Source organism: Nocardia salmonicida, from assembly GCF_036142455.1.
Taxonomy (GTDB): Bacteria; Actinomycetota; Actinomycetes; order Mycobacteriales; family Mycobacteriaceae; genus Nocardia; species Nocardia salmonicida.
The window spans coordinates 2,693,874-2,713,621 of sequence record NZ_CP108014.1 but is presented as its reverse complement, the minus strand read 5'-3'; the positions used below and the strand labels follow the sequence as shown (position 1 = coordinate 2,713,621).

The window sequence follows — 19,748 nt, the reverse complement described above, 5'->3', positions numbered from 1 at the left end:
TTCCTCACTGAGTTCCTTCCGCATACCAGGTGCGGAATTCGTCATAACTCGGCATTTCTTCCGAATTCGCCTTGGGGTCGACCGCGACGTGGATGACGCCAGGTCGTCCGCTGGCGTAGGCGCGCTTGATGGCGGGGGCGATGTCCTCGTCGCGGTCGACATATTCGCCGTAGCAACCGAAACCCTCGGCGACCTTGTCCAAGCGGGTGTTCGTGCTCCAGTGGACGCCGGTCTCGAGCGAACCCTGTCCATAGGTGCGCTTGTAGACGCCGACCTCGAGCCCCCACGCGTAGTCGACTGCGACCACGCAGACCAGCGGAAGGTTCAGCCGCGCCGCGGTTTCCAGTTCGGCGATGTGGAACTGGAACGAGGAATCGCCGGTGATCAGCATCAGCGGCCGCTTGCCGCCGTCGGCCACACCGGCGCCGACGGCGTAGGGCAGGCCGGTGCCCAGATGCCCGAAGTTCTGATTCCACATCACGTCATGGGGTTTGGCCTGGGAGTAGGTCCAGCCGAAGATGGTGGTCGCGCCGCCGTCGCGCACCATGATGCCGTCGGCCGGGAACGACTTCGTCGCTTCCACGATCAGCCGCGCCGGGTGCACCGGCGACATCCCCGACGGCGCGGTCTCGGCCAGTTCGGCGAGCTGGGCCGCATCCTGTTCGATCCAGCCCGCGAGCTCGGGAGTGGGGGTGCGCGGGGTCTCGCGCAGCGCCTCGACCAGCTGCGGGACGATCGCGCGCAGGTCGCCGACCAGCGGCACGTCCACCGACCGGTTCACCCCGATGGCCTCGGGGTCCTGCTCGACGAGGATCCACTTGCGGGCGGCCTCGTTGGCGACCCAGTGCCTGCCGCGTCCGTAGTGCACCGGTTCGCCCAATTCGGTGCCGATGGCCAGGCACAGATCGGATTTCACCACCGCGTCGATCGCCGCCGCCGAGAAACCGTACGGGAAGGTGCGGTCCTCGAGCCCGGCGATGAAGGAGGTGCCGCCCGAGGTCTGGATGACCGGGCAGGCCATGGCCTCGGCGAGCGCGCGGACCGACGCGCCCGCGCGCGTGGTGTGCACGCCGTGCCCCACGAGCAGCACGGGCTGGCTCGCCGCCCTGATGTACTCGACCGCCTCGGCGATCCGGTCCGGCCCTGCCGTCTGCCCGACCAGGCGATAGGCCGAGGGCGCCAGCGCGGGTGCGACGTCGAGTTCTTCCTGGATCACGTGCGAGGGGTACTCGATGTACACCGGACCCGGGGTGCCGGAGAGTGCCTTGCGCAGACCCTCGCGGATGACCTCGTCGGTCTGGTCGGCGTATTCGATACTGGCGCAGTACTTCACCGACGGCTCGAACAGCGCGGCCTGCTTGACGAACTGGATACGGCCGCGCCGCACCCGCTGCTCGGTGATCCGCGCGCGCTGCCCGCCGAGGAAGATCACCGGCGAGTTCTCGACCTTGGCGCACATCATCGCGCCGGCCAGATTGGCGACGCCGGGGCCGAGCGTGCCGATGCACACCGCTGCTTTTCCGGTCATCCGGGAGACGGCCTCGGCCATGAAACCGGCGGACTCCTCGTGGTGCGGGGCCACCACCTGCCACCCGCGTTCTTCGGCGAGGTGGAACATGTGCACGAAGTTCGGATCGGGAATGCCGAAGAGGGTGTTGATCCCTTCGGCCTCGAAGAGTTGCAGAATGCGTTCGTAGACTTTAACCGACATGCGTGCTGCCCTCCATGGCTGTCGCGAAGCTCTTGGTGATGTGGTCGAGATGGCCGGAGGGAACCACCGGCAGGATCCACGGGTTCTCGGTCGCGCGGATCGCGTCGATCCGCGCGCCGACCTCCTCGATCGACCAGGACGGTTGGTACACCCCTGGGGTCTCGGCGATGAACGCCCGCGCCACCCGTCCGGCGATCGACACCAGCATTTCGCCGGTGATCGAACACGATTCGTGCGCGAGCCACCCCACCACCGGCGCCGCCAACTCCGGGTCCATGGGCGGGTAGGCCGAGGTGTCGATGCCTTCGGCGAGGCGGGTGAGCGCGGCGGGAACGATCACGTTGCAGCGGACGCCGTGTTCGGCGCCCTCGAGCGCGACCACGTTCGACAGTCCGATCAGACCCGCCTTGGCCGCGCCGTAGTTGGCGACCCGGTGGTTGCCGTACAGCCCGCCGATCGACGAGGTGAGGACCACCCGGCCGTATCCGGCGGCGCACATCAGCGGGAAGGCGGGCCGCACCACATGGAACGCGCCGCGCAGGTGGACATCGAGCACGGCGTCGAAGTCCTCGTAGGTCATCTCCGAGAGTGGCGCGTACCGGTTGTTGCCCGCGTTGTGGACGATGATGTCGATCCGGCCGAAGGCGTCGAGCGCGGTCCGCACGATCGCCTGACCGCCCTGCGCGGTCGCCACCGAATCGGTGCAGGCCACCGCCGTACCGCCGGCGTCCGTGATCTCGCGGACCACCGCCTCGGCGACCCCGGCGTCGCCGCTGTCGCCGCTGATGGTGCTGCCGGGGTCGTTGACGACGACCCGGGCACCCTTCGCGGCGAGCAGCAACGCGTAGGCGCGGCCCAATCCTCTTCCGGCGCCGGTGATCACGGCGACTCTGCCCTCGAAACCGAATTCAGACATGGTGCGCTCCGTTCACCGCGCGCCTCATCGGGCCGGTTCGGGCGGGGTGCCGAGGGCGAGGCCGGGCAGCTCGCCCGTGTCGCGCCACGCCTGGAGCAGATCCTCGAAGGCGTAGAAGCCGGGCCAGTACGGGTCACCGAGGTGGGATCGGATCTGCTGCTCGCCCTCGTTGTTGTAGTAGCCGGGGGTGCACTCGCGCTGAAAGTTGCTGTTGTCGATCGCGCTCTCGCGCACGGTGGTGCACCACTGCTCCTGCGCCTCGGCCGTGGGTTCCACCGTGGTCGCGCCACGGGCCAGCGTTTCCTTGATGATGTAGGCGATGTGGGTGGCCTGCTGCTCGAACATCGCCGTCGTGCTCGCGGTCACCCCGCCCTGGACGAAGCCGGTGAAGAACTGGTTCGGGAAGCCGGTGGTCATCGTGCCGTGCAGGGTGCGATATCCCTTTGCCCAGTGGTCGTAGAGCGAGAGCTCGTCGCGGCCCGCGAACGGGGCGATGCCGAAGCGCCGGTCGAGGTCGGTGGTGATCTCGAAGCCGCTGGCGAAGATGATGCAGTCGACCTCGTGTTCGACACCGTCGGCGACGATGCCCCCGGCGGTGATCCGTTCGACGCCCTTGGTGCCCGACACGTCGACGAGGGTGACGTTGGGGCGGTTGAAGGTGGGCAGATAGTCGTCGTTGAAACAGGGCCGCTTGCACAGGAATCGGTAGTACGGCTTGAGCGCTTCGGCCGTGGCCGTATCGGTGACGACGGCATCGACACGGTCGCGCACCCGCTGCATCGCCTGATAGTCCAGCAGTTCCCGAAGCTCCATGAACTTCTCCGGCGTCAGGTCCGCCCAGCCGCCGGTGCGGTCGAGGTGATCGCGCACATTGCGGCTGACCTCGGTCCATCCGTCGCAGACCAGATCGTTCTGACCGGGACCGTAGGCTTCGAACGCGCCGGTGTGGAAGTTGCGACGCAACTCCTCCTGCCAGCCCGGCTGCAAGGTCTGTGCCCACGCGGGGTCGGTCGGCACGTTGCCGCGCTCGTAGATGTAGGACGGGGTGCGCTGAAAAACGGTCAGGTGCTGCGCGGAGCGGGCGAGGTGGGGGATCGACTGCACCCCGCTGGCGCCGGTGCCGATGATCGCCACCCGCTTGTCGGCGAGCTTGTCCAGGCCGCCGCGCATGTCGCCGCCGGTGTAGGCGTAGTCCCAGCGCGCGGTGTGGAAAGTGTGGCCCGCGAAATCGGCGATCCCGGGGATGCCGGGGAGCTTGGGCCGGTTGAACGGGCCCTGGCACATGATGACGAAGCGCGCGCGGATCTCGTCGCCCCGGTTGGTGCCGATCCGCCAGCGTTGAATCGACGCGTCCCACGTCATCGAACGGGTCAGGGTGCCGAAGATCGCCTTCTCGTAGAGGCCGAAGTGCTTGCCGATGCGTTGGCAGTGCTCGAAGACCTCGTCGCCGAAGGAGTACTTCTGCTGGGGGATGTAGCCCACTTCCTCGAGCAGCGGCAGGTAGCAGTAGCAGTCGGTGTCGCACTGGATGCCGGGGTAGCGGTTCCAGTACCAGGCGCCGCCGAAATCACCGGCGTGCTCGATGATGCGGAAGTTCTCCACCCCGGCACCGGTGATCCGGGCCGCGGTGACGAGTCCGGCCAGTCCGCCGCCGAGGATCGCGACATCGATGTCCTGCGAGATCGGCGGCCGCGCTACGACCGGGGTGTAGGGATCGGACTCGTGGTACTCGGCGAATTCCGCCTCGGCCTCCACGTACTGCTGCTGGCCCTCCGGGCGGATCCGCTTGTCGCGCTCGGCGAGATACCTCGCTCGGAGCGCGTCGCGATCGACCTCGGGCGTCTGCGTCGGTTCGCAGGTGTGCATGGCGAATTCCTCGGTGTGATGCGGTGTTTCGGGTGAGCGGGCACGGGACTCAGGCGAGATCGCGCGGTGCGCCGGTGCCCATGTAGGTGGCCAGGTTGTGGTGCAGGTTGACGACGCTGCGTTCGCGATACGGGTTGGGCTTGGGTCCGGAGAACCCGCGCGTCTTCATGCCCCGTTGGACCGCGGCCATGTTGGAGAAGTCCTGGGGCAGCACCGTGCGCCACGCCGGATCGTCCTCGGCGGTGTACTCCCACTCGGTCTTCGGCTCCTGGCCCGCCGGGAACAGTTCGTAGACCGCGGCTTCGAAGATGCACTTGTCCGGGTCGTAGCCGAAGGGTCTGGCGCTGTAGCAGAGCATGTTGTTGAGCGCGTGACCGATCTGGAAGTTGGGAAAGATCTGCCATGCGGTACCGGCGGCGGCGACCACCTGTGGGTCCACCGTCGGCCACACCACTCCGCGGTCGGCGTCGTAGTTCCTGGCCGATTGCAGCCAGTGCTTGAGCACCTGATCGGCCGGCGTGCCCTCCGGCAGTTCGGCTACCAGTCGATTCGCGGCGTCGACCAGGGTCCTCGTGGTGTTGGTGTTGGCGTTCTCCCAGGTGAAGTTCTGTAGTTCGGCCGTGGACATGCGGGCGTCCGGCCCGGCCCCGAGTCGCAGTTTCGCCTGGTTCTCCTCCATACCTTTCGGTGCGTCGTAGCCGATGTTGCTGTGCTTGCCCTGGGCGCGCGACCATCCGAGGAAGTTGCCGAAGTTCATGAACTCGGGGTGGGTGTAGGGCACGTGGTAGGTCTCCATGAAGGCCTCCAGCGCGACCTTCCAGTTGCAGTCGAAGACCAGCCAGCGCCGCCAGCGGTAGCGCATGTTCTCCAGCTGGAACGGATCGAGCAGGCCCGCGGCCGGTTCCAGATAGTCCCGTAGCGGTTCGGCGTCGGGGTCCATGGTGATCCAGATCCACCCGCCCCAGGTGTCGACCCTGACCTCGGAGAGCTTGGTTTTGTCCGGGGTCAGACCGCGCGGCCAGTCCTGCTGCTCGGCCGCGAAGGTGTTGTTGCCGTCCAGGTCGTAGCGCCAGCCGTGGAAGCCGCAGACGAATTGCTTGCAGCTGCCGCGTGTCTGGCGCGCGTACGGGGCGGTGTCGACCAGCCTGCGACCTCGATGCGAGCAGACGTTGTAGTGCGCGCGAAGGGTGTCCGGCGCCGACCGCACCACGATGATCGAGTCGTCGAGGATGTCATAGGTGAGGAAATCTCCGACCTTCGCCAATTCCTCGACCCGGCCGACCTGCTGCCATACCTTGGCCCACAGTTTGTCGCGTTCGGCGCGGGCGTACTCCTCGGACAGATAGGCCTCGACGCCGATCGTGCTCGGGGTCGACAGCGCTTCTTCGGTTGCGGCGACCGCGGATTCGATGTTGTCGACAGTGTCGGTCATGGCTTCTCCTCACGGGTGATGGCGGCTCGGAACGCGGCGTCCTCGAGGAACAGGGAGGTGTGGTCGGCGTCGAGGTGGGTCCACTTGAGGTCGAGCCCGCCGTCGACCAGCAGGGTCTGGCCCGTGATGTAGGTCGACAGGTCCGAGAGCAGGAACAAGATCGCGCCCGCCTGCTCGTCGGGTCGACCGCGTCGACCCATGGCGATGGCCCGGCGGTCCCGCTCGGCGTCCTCGCCGACATAGGTGGCCGAGGCCGGGGTCTTGGTCACTCCGGGGGCCACGGCGTTCACCCGGATTCCGTCGGCGGCGAGTTCGACGGCCAACGTCCGGGTCGCGGCCACCAGCGCGGCCTTGGCTGTGCCGTAGCCGATATGGAAGGGCGCGGTGTTCATCCCGCTGATCGAGGAGATCGAGACGATCGAGCCGGGGCGCTGTCGTGCTTTCAGTTCGGCGGCCACAGCCTGACTCATGAAGAACATCGTTTCCAGGTTCTGGGTGAACAACGCGCGCCAATCCGCGCGGCTCACCCGCAGCGCGGGCATCCACGTCGCCGGCGCGGCGCCGCCCGCGACATTGACCAGCCCGTGCAACTCGCCCTCGGTCTCGCGGATCTGCGCGAGTACCGTGGCGATGCCGTCGTCGGTCGAGGCGTCGGCGGCCACCGGAACAATCGAGAGCCCCTGCGCCACCAGTGGATCGAGGTGGGTGGCGAGGTTGTCCGGAGATCGGCTCACCGCGATCACGGTGGCCCCGGCTCGGGCGACCATCTCGACCACCGAGGTCCCGATCCCGCCGCCCGCCGCACCGGACACGACGACGACGCGTCCGGTGAGATCGGTCGGCACGGCCCGGCTCATGTCGTGCGCCGCAGCGCGAGCACGCTGCCTTCGGCGTCGGCCGACAGATACAGCGTGCCGTCGGGTCCGGCGGTGATCCCGGCGAAGGGGCCCTGCGGTCCGGAGAACGGCGGCAATCCGCGCAGCGGCTTGGGTGTGACTCCGGGCGGAGCGCCGACCGGCAGGTTCTGAGCGAGCGTGGTGCGCACTTTGGTCGCGAGATCCACGCTGATCAGCGACTTGCTGCCGACATCGACGACATAGAGCGCGCCCTCGCGCACCAGGATTCCCTGGGGCTGCTCCAGTCCGTCCACCACCGTGTCGACGCCGGCGCTGCTCACCGAAACGATGCGTCCCGCACCGGATTCGGCGACCAGGTAGGTCCCGTCCGGTGTGAACGCGACGCCGATCGGCTGGTGCAGGTCGGCGGCCAACTGTTCGACGCGGCCGCCGGATCGCACGGCCAGCACCCGGCCCGTACCGAACTCCGCGGCGACGATGTCACCGCTGGGTGCGACCGCGACACCGTAGAGCTGGTCGAGTTCGTCGGCCAGCACCTCGCTCTCCTGGGTCGCGGGCCGGTAGCGCGTGATCTGACCGCCCGAGGTGGTGACGATGAATTCGCCCGCGCCGACGGCTGTTACGCCGCGGATGAAGCCCGGATAGCCGGGGCTGAACAGCATCCCCGCCGACTCGGGCGCGCGCCCCGGCCGCAGGACATAGAAGTAGGTGCCGTCGGCGACGTAGAGTTCGCCGTCGCTGTCGACGGTGAGATCCAGCGGCCAGTTCAGGCCGCCGGGCAGGGTGGTGCGGGTCCGGCCGCCGTCGAGGATCTCGGTGATCTCGCCGGTGAAGTTCGAGACGAACAGCCTGCCGTCGACGAAGGTGCAGTTGTCCAAACCGGGGTTCAGCGTGGCCAGCACGGTGCGCTCGCCGGTGCGGGGATCGATGCGCAGCACCTCGCCGGTACTGACCTGGGTGGAGACGATGTTGCCCGCCGCGTCGAACTTCACCGAGTCGGGGACACCGAGATCGCCCACCACTCGTTCGGGTTCGCCCCCGAGCGGGTCGATGCGCCAGATGTCGTTGGTGCCCATCACCGGGTAGTAGAGGAGCCCGTCGGGACCGACCTCCATGGCGTTGGGCATCGCGAGGTTCTCCGCGAGAACGCGGGGCTCGCTGCCGTCGGTGAACAGTTCCATCAGTCGCCCGCCGACACGACATTCGTTGACGAACAACCTGTTCTGATGCACGGTGATGCCGTTCGCGCTCGGCAGGTCGTCGCGCAGAACCCGAGTGTGGCCGTCGGCGCCGCGCATGCTGACGCGCCCGTCCATCACCTCGGTGGCGAACAGATTGCCGTGGTCGTCGAAGGCCAGATCGTCGGGCGCGATGATGTCGCCGCCCTTGGCGCTGATCGTCTCGAGTCGACCGGTCGTGATGTCGAGTGCGCTGATCTGGCTGCCGGTCACCTGGGCGACATAGACGCGCCCGTCGGGGCCGGTGCGCAGACCGTTCGCGCCGAAGAGCCGGCTCGGCGGAGTGAGGCGTTCCAAGCTCCACCCTTCGGCGAGGCTCATTGCTGTGGTGTTGATGTAGCGCGCCCCTTGCGTCACGGTGGGGCCTCCTCCGGGGTGAGAGCGTCGGGGTCCGCGAGGGGTGGCGTCGCACTCGGCCGGATCGCCGGATCGTGATGCGGACCACTTCGTCGGTGGATCGGAGCCTGCCAGTAAGTGGTGAGCATTACAAGTATTGTTATCCTTGTAAGGATTGTTTAGCATGCGCGACGAGAGAGAATCGCAATCTCATTCCTTGCAAGTCGCACTCTACCGCTGTTGACGTGCGCTTTTGGGGAGAACTGTCAGGAGATATGGGCGTGAGTGAGCGCCGAGTCCGGCGGCAAGGGCGGCGAGGCGAGGCTGGTGTCCGTCAGCCGGGGTGAACGCGGTGGCGTGCGGCCGTTGAGCGTCGTGGCGCTAGCGACGGCACGGCAGGGGTGAATGTTGTTGTGCCCCGCCGTGATCCGGCAACCGGCATCGGCCTTGATTCGAACGCGTGAAGTCGAGGGAGTCCGACCCGGGCCGCGGGTGCGGCTAGATGCGTGCGCGGTGGCTGGACTGGATCGACTGGCGCGACATGGCCGACGAGGCGTTGACGACGCCGCCGTCGAAACGTTCGAGCACCACTGCCTGCGTCGCGGCCAGGTGTGCGCGCGCCAGCCGCTCGGCCTCCTCCGCTCGACCCGCGGCGATCTCGTCGACGAGCCGGCGATGGAAGCGCACAGCGTCTTGCGCGTCGGCCTCGGAGGGGTACTCGCCGCGTCGAGTCGTCGCTTCCGCCCAGGCTTGCTCCTGTGCCGACCAGAGGGCCACGAGTGTGCTGACGACGTACCGGACGGTCACGTTCGGCGTGAACGAGACGACGAGATCGTGGAACTCGCGGGCGGATTGGGTGAAGGCCACGCCGTCGCCGACCATGGTGGCCGAGGCGTCGACCGCGGCTTCGAGGGCAGGGACGACCACCTCGGCGCGGTCCTCGCGCCGGGCGCATTCGGCGGCGCACATCGGCTCGAGCGCCTGTAGTCCGGACGCGAGATCGCCCAGTGTCACCCGGGCGCCCTGGAGGGCGAGGCCGAGGTGATAGGCCGCCGAGACCTCGTCGGGTCGGTGTACCTCGGCGCCGCCGACATTGCCTCGGCGGACCGTGACCAGGCCCTCGGTCTCCAGGATGCGCAGCGATTCCCGGATCGAGGGATAGCTGACGCCGAAGTCCTTGACCAGTTGATCCTGGGTCGGGAGACGGTAGTTGTCGTCGGAGAGGATGTGGTCGCGCAGTTCCGCCGCGACGGTTTCCGCGATGCGGCGCTGCGGAACCCGGCCCCGTCTCGGGGTGGTCAACGAACCCGCCGATCGTCCATGCCGGGAGTGTAATTGATCGCGGGTCAACCATTCAAGTATTGCTATCCTTATCGTGTCAAATATTGCTATCCTTATGAGGATTAACTACAGTCTGATCATGGATTTCACGATGGGTACGGCTGCCGCGGACCTGCGGGGGGAGCTGCGCCGACTGGTGGACGAGCACGTCCCGGCTGATTTTCTGGGCGCCTTCACCGACGATCCGGCCGATTTCGCTGCTGCCCAGCGGTTTTCCCGTCTGCTCGCCGAACGGGGTCTGCTCTGTCTGGCCTGGCCCGCCGAGTTCGGCGGCCGCGATGCCTCGCTCTGGGAACAGACCGTGGTGCGCGAGGAGATGTGGGCGCATCACGAGCCCCGCGGCGCGCAATACATGGGCGTGAACTGGGTGGGGCCGACGATCATGCGACACGGCACCGCGGCCCAGCAGCGGACCCATCTGCCCCCGATCGCGCGCGGGGAGGTGATCTGGTGTCAGGGTTTCAGCGAGCCGGATTCGGGCTCGGACCTGGCGTCGTTGCGCACCGCGGCCCGCCGCGACGGTGACGGCTGGCGGATCTCCGGTCAGAAGGTCTGGACCTCCTACGCCGCGATGGCCCAGTGGTGCTTCCTGCTGGCCCGGACCTCGACCGGGGAACGCAAGCAGTCCGGTCTGACGATCTTTCTCGTCCCGATGTCCAACCCGGCCATCGTCGTTCGCCCGATACGCTCCATGATCGGCCCGCACCACCTCAACGAGGTCTTCTTCGACGATCTGCGGGTCACCGAAGCCGATGTGCTCGGCCCGGTCGACGAGGGCTGGAAAGTGGTCCAGGAGGTGCTGGCCTTCGAGCGGGTGGGTATCGCCCGCTACGCCCGGTGCGAACGTCTGCTGCGCGCCGCGCCCACGGCGCTCGGTGACCGGTGGGACGAACTGCCCGCCGAACTGCGTGGCCGGTGGGCGCGCATGCTGACCCATTGCCGGCGGGCTCGGTTGCTCGCCTATCGGGTGCTCGCGCTGCAACGTGTCGGCCGGGTACGTCCCAGCGACGCCGCGGCCTATCGGATCGCGGTGACCACCCTCGACCAGGACAGCGCCGAGGTGCTGGTGGAGATCGCCGCCTACGCCGGATCGACCGAATCCTCGAATGATGAAGGGCTTCAACGGTTCCGCCGCGAGTCCGAGGAGCACTGGCGCTATTCGCAAGCCGCGACCGTGGCCTCGGGAAGTATCGAGATGCAGCGGATTCTGCTGGCTCGAGCATTGCTGGCGGTGTCGTGAACATCGATCTGAGCGCGGATGCGCTCGAGTTCGGCTCGCAGGCCTCGCGCGCGCTGGAAGCGGCGGGCGGTGACCAGTTGGTTCAGCTCGCGGAGCGTGAACCGGGGCGGCGCGCGAGTCTGGTCGCGCCGGTGCTGAGTGGACTGGGTGCCTGGGATCTCGACCCGCGCAACGATGCCGACGAGCTGGAGGCGGCGGCTGCGCTGTGCCGTAGCGCGGGCTATTGGGCTGTGCCCTATCCGCTGGCCGAACGGCTCTCGCGGCCCGTCGATCTCGAGGTCGACGGCCTGCTCGTGATCGCCGACCACCGCCCGGAAGCGCCCGTCGCCGATCTCGAATTGCGGTGGGCGGCAGTGACATTGTCGGGCCGCCGCAGCAGTGTGGCGGTAGGACCGTCGCGACCGCCACGCGGCTCGTCGTTCGTGACCTCGCTCGAGCTGGGATATCTCGACGACGACGGCGCGGCCGACGTGGCGCTCGGGCTGGTGCTGCCGTGCTGGACATTGCTCGGCATGCTCGACCGCGCGATGGATCTCACCCGCGCCCACGTACTGCTGCGTGAGCAGTTCGGCAAGCCGCTCGCGCAACTGCAGGGCGTGCAGTTCCAGCTCACCGAAGCCGAGGTGGAGCGCACCGGTCTCGACGTGCTGGCGAAGTACGCGCTGTGGAGCATCCAGGTGGGTCGCGCCGAGGCACTCGACGACGCGCTCGCACTGCGGTCGGCCGCGATCGAGGCGGCCGAGATCGTCTTCCGGGTGGCCCACCAGTTGCACGGCGCGATCGGCTTCTGCGACGAGTCGACGCTGTCGTGGCTCTCGCGCTACAGCTTGCCGCTGCGGCGTTTGCCGCTCGGATTGTCGGGCACCGGCGACGCGTTGACGCGGCGCATCGGGCGCACCGGCCTGACCGGTTTGTTCGACGAGGACCCCGCGGCGGTGACCGGGTGAACTACGACCTGCCCGACGAACTGATCGTGGAACGCGACGGCCCGATCCGCACCGTGGTGATCAACCGACCCGGTGAGCTGAACGCGGTCAATAAGGCTCTGCACTGGGCGCTCGCGAATGTCTGGCGGCAGCTCGCCGCCGATCCCGAAGCCGGGGTCGTGATCCTGACCGGGGCGGGCCGGGCTTTCAGCGCGGGCGGCGATCTCGACTGGATCACCTCGTTCCTCGACGATCCGCTCGCACGCGACGAGAGCATCAGAGAGGGGGCACAGATCATCGAGGAGATGCTGCGCTTCCCGCTGCCGGTGATCGCGGCGGTCAACGGACCGGCGGTAGGGCTCGGCGGCAGCCTCGCGGTGCTGTGCGATGTGGTGCTCATTTCCGAGCGGGCATATCTGGCCGACCCGCACGTCGCGGTCGGCCTGGTCGCCGGGGACGGCGGGGCCGCGTTCTGGCCGTTGCTCACGCCGATCCTGCGGTCACGGGAGTTCCTGTTCACCGGTGATCGGATCAGCGCGGCCACCGCCGTCGAGCTCGGGCTCGCCACCCGCAGCACCGCCCCCGACGCCCTGCTCACCGAGGCGCATGCGCTGGCCCGACGGTTGGCCGCGTTGGCGCCCGAGGCCGTGCGCGGTACCAAACGGATCGTGAACATGTATCTGTCCCAGGCGCTCGGTGGTCCGATGCAGGCCGGTTTCGCGGCGGAGGTCGCGACCATGGAGTCCGCCGCGCACCGTGACCGGCTGCGCGCGCTGCACGAGCAGGCGCGCAGCCGGTGACGAGGGAGTCCCGGACCCTCGACGACTTTCGCACCGAGGTCCGACAGTGGTGCCGGACGAACATTCCCGTCGACTGGCGCACAGCCCAGACCGGCGTCTCGGACCGGGAGTTCGTCGAGTTCCAGCAGTCCTGGTTCCAGCGATTGCGGGCAGGCGGGTTCGCGGTGCCGCACTGGCCGAGGGAATACGGCGGCGGGATGTCGTCGGCCGAGCAGGTGGTGCTCTATCAGGAACTCGCCGCCCACGACGCACCCCGGCTGGTACTGGCTTTCGTCTCGATCCACCACGCGGCGGCCACGCTGCTCGCCGCGGGGACCGACGAGCAACGCCGACGTCACCTTCCGGCCATCCTGGACGGCGAGATCTGGTGCCAGGGCTTCTCCGAGCCCGGCGCGGGCTCGGACCTGGCCGCGCTCGCCACCACCGCGCGCCGAGGACCCGACGGTTATGTCGTCAACGGGCAGAAGCTGTGGGCCAGCGGCGCGCAGTACGCGGAGTGGTGCCTGCTGCTGGCCCGCACCGATCCCGATGCGCCCGCGCGACAGGGCATTTCGTATTTTCTGCTGGATATGCGGTCACCCGGCGTCGAGGTCAGGCCCATCCGTCAGGCGACGGGGGAGTCGCACTTCTGTGAGATCTTCCTCGACGACGTGGTCATCGCGACCGACCGTCTGGTCGGCCGGGAGAACACCGGGTGGCAGGTCGCGCAGCGAACCCTGGGCGCCGAACGCGGCATGACGATGCTGGAACTGGCCGAGCGACTCGGCAACGGGGGTTTCGGCCGACTGGTCGAGAGCTGTCCGCTCGACGACCCCGTGGTGCTCGACCGTCTCGCGGCACTCGAGATCGAGCTCACCGGGCTGCGCGCCCTGTGCGCCGACTTCGTCGCCGAGGCCGCGCCCGGCCCGGCCGACGCCTCGATCGTGAAGCTGTACTACAGCGAGCTGCTGCAACGCATGACCGACTTCGGCACCGAGGTGGCGGGGCTCGCGGCGCACACCGAGTTGCGAAAGCCACTGTCGAGCGGCTGGGAGTCCGGCGCCTGGATGCTGGATTTCCTCGGTTCGTGGGAGTGGACGATTCCGGGCGGCACCAGCGAAATCCAGCGCACCATCATCGGCGAGCGCGGCCTCGGCCTACCTCGCGAGCCCAGAGGGAAATGATGAACTCGAACCACACCGACGACCTCGCCGAGCTGCACGCCGAGGTGGCCGCGGTAGCGCGGGAGCTGCTCGCCGACTCCGCACCCCGCTGGGCGACGATCGCGCAAGCGGGCTGGCCGGGGCTGGAAGTATCGGCGGCGTTCGACGGTGCCGACGCCGGCTTCGCCGAGGTCGCCGTGGTTCTCACCGAGATCGGTCGGGCCGCCGCGTCCGGCCCGTACCCGGCGGTCGCGGCGCTCGCTGTCGGAGCTCTCGATCAGGCTGTGCCGACACCGGATAGGGACCGACTCCTGCGCGAGACCGCTGTGGGCGCCGTCGTCCCGATCGTGGCGCTGGCTGCAGAAGGCATGGAGGAGAAGCTGTTTCGGATCGAGGACTCACCGCGTGGGCCGCTGCTGCGCGGCGCGGCGGATTTCGTCCTCGACGCGCCCGGCGCGGGGCGGCTGCTGGTCCCCGCCGTCGATCCGGCGGGCGAGGTCGTGCTCGTCGACCTCGACCCTCGTGCGCGCGGGCTGTTCGTCACCGAGCGACCGGTGCTCGACGCGACCCGGCGCCTCGGCGACATCGTCGCCGAGGATGTCGCGGTGTCGCCGGAGTCGTTGTGGCACTTCGATGACGGCTATCGGTGCGATGCGCTGGGCCGGTTGCGTGATCGGGCCGCCGTCGCGGTGGCTTGCGACAGTCTCGGCCTGAGCCGGGCGATGCTCGACGCCACCGTCGCCCACGTCGCGGTGCGAGAACAGTTCGGCCGCGCCATCGGGTCTTTTCAGGCCGTCAAGCACGCGTGTGCCGACATGCTCGTTCAGGTGACGGTCGCGGCGAAGCTGGTCGACGCCGCGGTGCGGGCCCACACAGTCTGTGCCTCCGGTGCCGATGCGGCGACCTCGGCCTCGATGGCCAAGTCCTACGCGTGCGCGACGGCGGTGGATATCGCGGGCAAGGCGATGCAGTTGCACGGGGGAATGGGCTACACCTGGGAGAGCGGCATCCACGTCTACCTCAAGCGGGCCGCGCTCAACCGGTCGCTGTTCGGTTCGCCCGCCCAGCATCGCGCCCGGCTGGCCCGGCGGTATTCCGTTCAGACGCCGCACCGTTGGGGCGCCTGAACGGCAAGTCGCTCACGACCGCAGGCGGGCCTCTGCCAGCTCGCGCAGGTCGCTGGACTTGATCTTGGCGCTCCCGGTGAGCGCGATGTCCGCGTCGTCGAAGAACAGCACGTGCCTCGGCACTTTGTAGCTGGCGAGCCGGTCTCGCAGGAAGCCACGGATCTCCTCGGCGAGCGGACTCGCGTCGTCATGGGGCACGATGCACGCGACGACGACCTCGCCGAGCGTCGGATGAGCGACGCCGACGGTGCGGGTGACCTTCACTCCGGGATGGTCGATGAGGGCGGCGTCGACCTCGAGCGGCGAGACGTTGGCCCCGCCGGTCTTGATGATGTCGGTGAGCCTGCCCTCCCAGTACAGCCGACCCGTCTCGTCGAGGTAGCCGCCGTCGCCGGTGTGGAAGTACCCGTCGGCGTCGAAGGTCTCCTCGCGGCGGACGCCGAGGTAGCCGAGCATCAGGGTGGCGCCCTTGACACAGATCTCGCCGCGCGTGCCGCGCGCCGTCAGGGTCCCGGTGAGCGCGTCGACGATCTTGATCGTCATGCCGGGCAGCGCGATACCGCTGCTGCCCGCATGCACCTCGGTCGGCGTATCGGCCGGGTAACAGGTGGCGATGGTGAAGGTTTCGGTGCACCCGTAGGCGCGGCCGGGTTCGAACCACTTCGTCGACACCGTCGGGTGTCGCGCGATCGGGGTGTGGAAGTCCACGAACCGCATGCCGCTCAGATCGACGGTGTCCCAGTTGGGCGCGCCCTCGAGTTGGGCCCACTGGTGCGGCCAGGCGACCGGGAAGTTCACCCGCCGCGCGGCCATCAGCTCGAGCGCCTCGACGGCCTCGAAGGTCGGTTGCAGGACGAGGGCGCCGCCCGCGGCGAGCGTCGAGCCGAGCGCCTGCGCGAAATTGCCGGACCAGAAGAAACCGTTGGCGGCCCAGCACCGCACGTCGTCGGCGGGCCCGAAGCCGAACAGGCGCTGGAAACGCCACATCTGGATCGTCACCCCCGCATGGGCGCTGAGGATGCCCTTCGGGGTGCTCGTCGAGCCCGAGGAGAAGAACAGCACCGCGGTATCGCTGGGCCGCACCGCCGCGGCGGTGGCCTCGACCAGTTCGCGAGCGGTGCCACGACCACGGTCGAGAAACGTGTCCCACGTGTCGATCGCGGTGCCCGCCGCCGCCTCGCCGATCATGGCGAGTCCGCGCAGGAAGGGGTATTCCGCCGAGTGCAGGGCGCCCGGCGTCGCCACGGCGATCTTCGGTTCCAGCTCGGTCAGCACCGCCGCGAAGTCCTTGTCGGCCACGGTGCGCTCGAACAGCAACACCGAGACGCTGGACTCCCGCAGCAGGAAGTCCAGCTCGGCGCGCGTCGAGAAGGTGCTCAGGGCGACGGCGACGCCGCCCGCGAGCGCCGTGCCGAACACCGCGGCGATCCACTCGGGACGGTTGGTCATCAGGACACCGACCCGGCCGTCCTTGCCGAGACCGCAGGCGCGCAGCGCCATGGCCACCTCGACGGCCCGCTCCCACAGATCGCTGTAGGTCCAGCGGATGTCGCCGTCGGCGGTCCGCGCGAGCACCGCCTCGCGGTCGCCATATCGCTGGGTCACCTCCCGCAGGAACCCGGGCAGCGTGAGCGGTCCGAGTCCCGGTTCGGTGCTCAGATCGGGACCCGTCACGAGCGAAACAGCCTGTGCGGATACGGTTTCGGACTCCACGCCCATCATCGGCCTCTCTGCGTATGTCTCGGCGCCGTCAGAACGGCAGCTCGACCTCGGCGGTGCAGTCCACCAGCACGCCGAAGTCCTGATTGGTGAGGCGCAGCTTGATCTGCACGATCGGAACGCCCCACGACGACTCCGCGTCCTTACCGATCACCTCGGCGTCGAAGTAGGTCACATCGCCCTCGAAGGCGGGCAGGCGGAAGTTCGCCTTGGAATGGCGAACCATGCCGTCGTAGCCGGCCCAGTAGGCGAGATAGTCGGTACACCAGGCGCCCATGGTGGCGCCGTAGCCGTAGGCGCGTGCCATCCCGACCTCGCTGGCCTTGCCCGCGTCGATATGGCCACGCGACGGTCCGACGTAGAGGCCGTCGCGCTTGCGCGGATCGATCCTGGCCCCCTCCTCGTCGAAGGCGAAGCCCTCCACCCAGCCCGGATCCTGATACACCCAGGGGTCGGCGATGCCGGGCGGGGCGACCCAGCCGAACGTGCCCCAGATGTTGAACAGGAACGCCCGGTACTCGGTGGTGAAGCTGGCGACCGTGTGCGGTCCGATCACTCTGCGCGGCAGGGTGTCTCCGACCTTCACCTCGTCGAAACGCGGCGAGACGCCGTGTCGATTCGACATCAACCAGTCGGTGCGCAGCGCGTCGACCGAGGCGAGTTCGGCAGGGGTCCAGCTCTTCACCGTGCCGTACTGGTTCTCGTAGAGACCGCGCTCGGCGGCCTGGGCGGCGAGATAGCGGATCGCGGTGGACCGTTCGCGCGCCACCAGCACGCCGTGCTGATTGGTGTGGGTGGTGTCGCCGCGCGAGAACATGGTCGGCCCGGCGAATTTCGTGTCGGCGACCTTGTAGTCGTGGAAGCGGCGCTGTTGGAACAGGGTGTCGCCGGGGCGAACCGGGCAGCCGTAGAACCACCATTCCTCGCCACCGAAGATCAGGTGACTGCCGGGAATGTGGCCGACGCACGCGGGCGCCGCGCCGTGCCCGTAATCGAGGGCGACGGCGATCGACTGCGGCGCCACGAGTCCGCCGAAGCGGGACTCACGGGCGAATTCGTGATCCCAGTGCACCGGATTGGGGTAGTCCATCGCCATCACCCAGCGACGGATGTCGGAGGTACTGCACGGATCCCACAGTTGGCCGCCGCCGATCGGCTGGCCGACCCGGTGATCGACGTCGGACAGGTCGAGTTCGGTGATCGCGGGTCGGCTCGGCTTTGTGCTCACAACTGCTCCTGAACTATCGATTGACGTCGACGACGATGCGACCACGCACCGTGCCCGCGATGAGCCGTTCGGCGGCGGTGATCGTGTCCGCCAGGGCGATCTCCTCGACGATCTCCTCGATGGCCTCCGGGGCGAGGTCTCGGGAGAGCCGGGACCAGGCGGCGTCTCGTCGCGACCGCGGCGCCATGACGCTGTCGATGCCGTACAGGGTGACCCCGCGCAGAATGAACGGGGCGACCGAGGACGGGAAGTCCATGCCCTGCGCCAACCCGCACGCGGCGACGGCGCCGCCGTAGCGGGTCTGGGCGCAGGCGTTGGCCAGGGTGTGACTTCCGACCGAGTCGACGACGCCCGCCCAGCGTTCCTTCTGCAGCGGCTTGCCGCCCGCCGCCAGTTCGGCACGGTCGAGCACCGTGGCCGCGCCGAGGTGACGCAGATAGTCGGCCTCCTCGGTCTTTCCGGTCGCGGCGGCCACGGTGAAGCCCCCTGCGGCGAGCAAGGCGATCGCGATGCCGCCGACCCCGCCGGTCGCGCCGGTGACCAGGACTTCGCCCTGCTCGGGTCGCACGCCGTGGTCGAGCAGAGCGCTCACGCACAGACTCGCGGTGTAGCCCGCGGTGCCGATCGCCATCGCCTGGCGGGAGGTGAACGCGGCGGGCAGCGGTACGAGCCAGTCGCCGTCGAGGCGGGCGCGCTGGGCGAGGCCGCCCCAGTGGGTTTCCCCGACGCCCCAGCCGTTGAGCACCACGCGGTCGCCCTTGGTCCAGTCCGGGTGCGCGCTGTCGGTGACGATGCCGGCGAGGTCGATGCCGGGCACCATCGGAAAGCTGCGCACCACGGGGGATTTGCCGGTGATCGCCAGTGCGTCTTTGTAATTCAGCGTCGAGTACTCGACCTCGATGTCGACGGTGCCGTCCGGGAGCGCGGATTCGGCCACGCTCGTCAGCGCGACTCTTCGTCCCGCATCGTCTTTTTCGATCAGCACCGCGGAGAACATCGCCGCCATCGTGTCGTCCATGGCGAGCACATTACTTCAATCCTATTAAGGATAGCAATGCTTAACTGTTCAATGGTCAGCGTGCGGTCCAGCCGCCGTCGACCACGATCGTCTGGCCGGTGACGTAGCTGCCCGCGTCGCTCGCAAGCCAGGCAACGGCCCCGACGATGTCCTCGGCGGTGCCCTCCTTCGGCAGCGGAGTGTTGCGCCGCAGATACGCCGCGGCGCGCTCGCTCTCGTAGAGCGGTCCGGTGATCTCGCTGCGAAAGAAGCCCGGCGCCACCGTGTTCACCCGGATCGAATGCCGTGCCCACTGCACCGCGAGTTCGGCGGTGAGCCCGGATAATCCGGCCTTGCTCGCGGCGTAGGACGCCTGCGGGATGCCGGGGATGCCGACCCGACCGCTGATCGAGGAGATGTTGACGATCGTGCCGCGCCCGAGCGTGCGCATATGCGGAAAGACCTGCTGCGACAGCCGCAACGGCGCGACGAGGTTGAGGTCCATGGTCGCGCGGATGGCGTCGACAGGTTCGTCCTCGGCGCGTTCGGTGGTGAACATCGTGCCTGCGGCGTTGATCAGGATTTCCGGTGGACCCAGTTCGGCGACGACCGCGGGAACGATCGCCTCCAGTCCGTCGGCGCCGTCGAGCTCGGACAGATCGCACGCGACGGCGAATCCGTCGATCCGGTCGGCGATTTCGGTCAACCGGTCCCTACGCCGGGCCACCACCGCGACCCGGGCTCCGAGTGCGGCCAGCGTCGATGCCACCGCTGCGCCGAGTCCCGACGACGCGCCGGTCACTATCGCCACACGGCCGTCGAGGTCGAAAAGTCTTGCGGCCGTATCGCGATCGGGTGTCATGACGGTGTCC

16 protein-coding genes are annotated in these 19,748 nt (G+C 68.5%); 5 read left to right on the top strand and 11 right to left on the bottom strand.

The features are described 5' to 3' along the window. Positions 1-4: 4 nt before the first annotated feature. The 7 genes from OHS03_RS12895 to OHS03_RS12865 all read right to left on the bottom strand — a co-directional run bounded on the left by OHS03_RS12895 (position 5) and on the right by OHS03_RS12865 (position 9,658). Positions 5-1,711, bottom strand: coding sequence for a thiamine pyrophosphate-binding protein (locus OHS03_RS12895; RefSeq protein ID WP_328662943.1), 1,707 nt, complete (start codon positions 1,709-1,711; stop codon positions 5-7). Continuing rightward, the gene (locus OHS03_RS12890) at positions 1,701-2,627 is read right to left on the bottom strand and encodes an SDR family NAD(P)-dependent oxidoreductase (protein ID WP_328662942.1); all 927 of its coding nucleotides are present in this window, start codon (positions 2,625-2,627) and stop codon (positions 1,701-1,703) included. Before OHS03_RS12890 ends, OHS03_RS12895 begins: the two co-directional genes overlap by 11 nt. A 24-nt stretch (positions 2,628-2,651) precedes the next feature. Next, the gene (locus OHS03_RS12885) at positions 2,652-4,493 is read right to left on the bottom strand and encodes a flavin-containing monooxygenase (RefSeq protein ID WP_328662941.1); all 1,842 of its coding nucleotides are present in this window, start codon (positions 4,491-4,493) and stop codon (positions 2,652-2,654) included. 49 nt (positions 4,494-4,542) lie between these two features. Beyond that, a complete protein-coding gene (locus tag OHS03_RS12880; RefSeq protein WP_328662940.1) occupies positions 4,543-5,925 on the bottom strand; it encodes an aromatic ring-hydroxylating oxygenase subunit alpha in 1,383 nt (460 codons plus the stop codon). Continuing rightward, positions 5,922-6,782, bottom strand: a complete 861-nt coding sequence (locus OHS03_RS12875; protein ID WP_328662939.1) for an SDR family NAD(P)-dependent oxidoreductase — start codon at positions 6,780-6,782, stop codon at positions 5,922-5,924. Before OHS03_RS12875 ends, OHS03_RS12880 begins: the two co-directional genes overlap by 4 nt. Further along, positions 6,779-8,341 (bottom strand): SMP-30/gluconolactonase/LRE family protein, encoded by a 1,563-nt coding sequence (locus OHS03_RS12870; RefSeq protein WP_328664205.1) that lies wholly within the window; start codon positions 8,339-8,341, stop codon positions 6,779-6,781. Before OHS03_RS12870 ends, OHS03_RS12875 begins: the two co-directional genes overlap by 4 nt. 513 nt (positions 8,342-8,854) lie before the next feature. Beyond that, on the bottom strand, positions 8,855-9,658 hold the full coding sequence (locus OHS03_RS12865; RefSeq protein ID WP_063055734.1) for a FadR/GntR family transcriptional regulator: 804 nt from the start codon (positions 9,656-9,658) through the stop codon (positions 8,855-8,857). A 118-nt stretch (positions 9,659-9,776) separates the two neighbouring features. Here OHS03_RS12865 and OHS03_RS12860 point away from each other — a divergent pair, with 118 nt between their 5' ends. From OHS03_RS12860 to OHS03_RS12840, 5 genes are read left to right on the top strand one after another with little or no spacing between them, the layout of a single operon-like run. Beyond that, complete coding sequence (locus OHS03_RS12860) at positions 9,777-10,937, top strand: acyl-CoA dehydrogenase family protein (RefSeq protein ID WP_062980646.1); 1,161 nt, start codon at positions 9,777-9,779, stop codon at positions 10,935-10,937. Further along, positions 10,934-11,884, top strand: a complete 951-nt coding sequence (locus tag OHS03_RS12855; RefSeq protein WP_328662938.1) for an acyl-CoA dehydrogenase family protein — start codon at positions 10,934-10,936, stop codon at positions 11,882-11,884. The genes OHS03_RS12860 and OHS03_RS12855 overlap by 4 nt, the downstream gene beginning before the upstream one ends. Beyond that, on the top strand, positions 11,881-12,663 hold the full coding sequence (locus OHS03_RS12850) for an enoyl-CoA hydratase/isomerase family protein (RefSeq protein ID WP_328662937.1): 783 nt from the start codon (positions 11,881-11,883) through the stop codon (positions 12,661-12,663). Before OHS03_RS12855 ends, OHS03_RS12850 begins: the two co-directional genes overlap by 4 nt. Then, positions 12,660-13,826: an acyl-CoA dehydrogenase family protein gene (locus tag OHS03_RS12845; RefSeq protein ID WP_328662936.1), complete on the top strand. Its 1,167-nt coding sequence runs from the start codon at positions 12,660-12,662 to the stop codon at positions 13,824-13,826. The genes OHS03_RS12850 and OHS03_RS12845 overlap by 4 nt, the downstream gene beginning before the upstream one ends. Further along, entirely contained in the window at positions 13,826-14,932 is a 1,107-nt protein-coding gene (locus tag OHS03_RS12840) for an acyl-CoA dehydrogenase family protein (RefSeq protein WP_328662935.1), read from the top strand. The genes OHS03_RS12845 and OHS03_RS12840 overlap by 1 nt, the downstream gene beginning before the upstream one ends. A 12-nt stretch (positions 14,933-14,944) precedes the next feature. Here the strand turns inward: OHS03_RS12840 and OHS03_RS12835 are convergent, their stop codons facing one another. The 4 genes from OHS03_RS12835 to OHS03_RS12820 all read right to left on the bottom strand — a co-directional run bounded on the left by OHS03_RS12835 (position 14,945) and on the right by OHS03_RS12820 (position 19,738). Next, positions 14,945-16,606: a class I adenylate-forming enzyme family protein gene (locus OHS03_RS12835; RefSeq protein ID WP_328662934.1), complete on the bottom strand. Its 1,662-nt coding sequence runs from the start codon at positions 16,604-16,606 to the stop codon at positions 14,945-14,947. Between the two features lie 76 nt (positions 16,607-16,682). Then, entirely contained in the window at positions 16,683-17,879 is a 1,197-nt protein-coding gene (locus OHS03_RS12830) for a MaoC family dehydratase (RefSeq protein ID WP_328662933.1), read from the bottom strand. Between the two features lie 13 nt (positions 17,880-17,892). Beyond that, positions 17,893-18,897, bottom strand: coding sequence for an acrylyl-CoA reductase (NADPH) (gene acuI / locus OHS03_RS12825; protein WP_328662932.1), 1,005 nt, complete (start codon positions 18,895-18,897; stop codon positions 17,893-17,895). 55 nt (positions 18,898-18,952) lie between these two features. Continuing rightward, positions 18,953-19,738, bottom strand: a complete 786-nt coding sequence (locus OHS03_RS12820) for an SDR family NAD(P)-dependent oxidoreductase (RefSeq protein ID WP_328662931.1) — start codon at positions 19,736-19,738, stop codon at positions 18,953-18,955. Between the last annotated feature and the right edge of the window lie 10 nt (positions 19,739-19,748).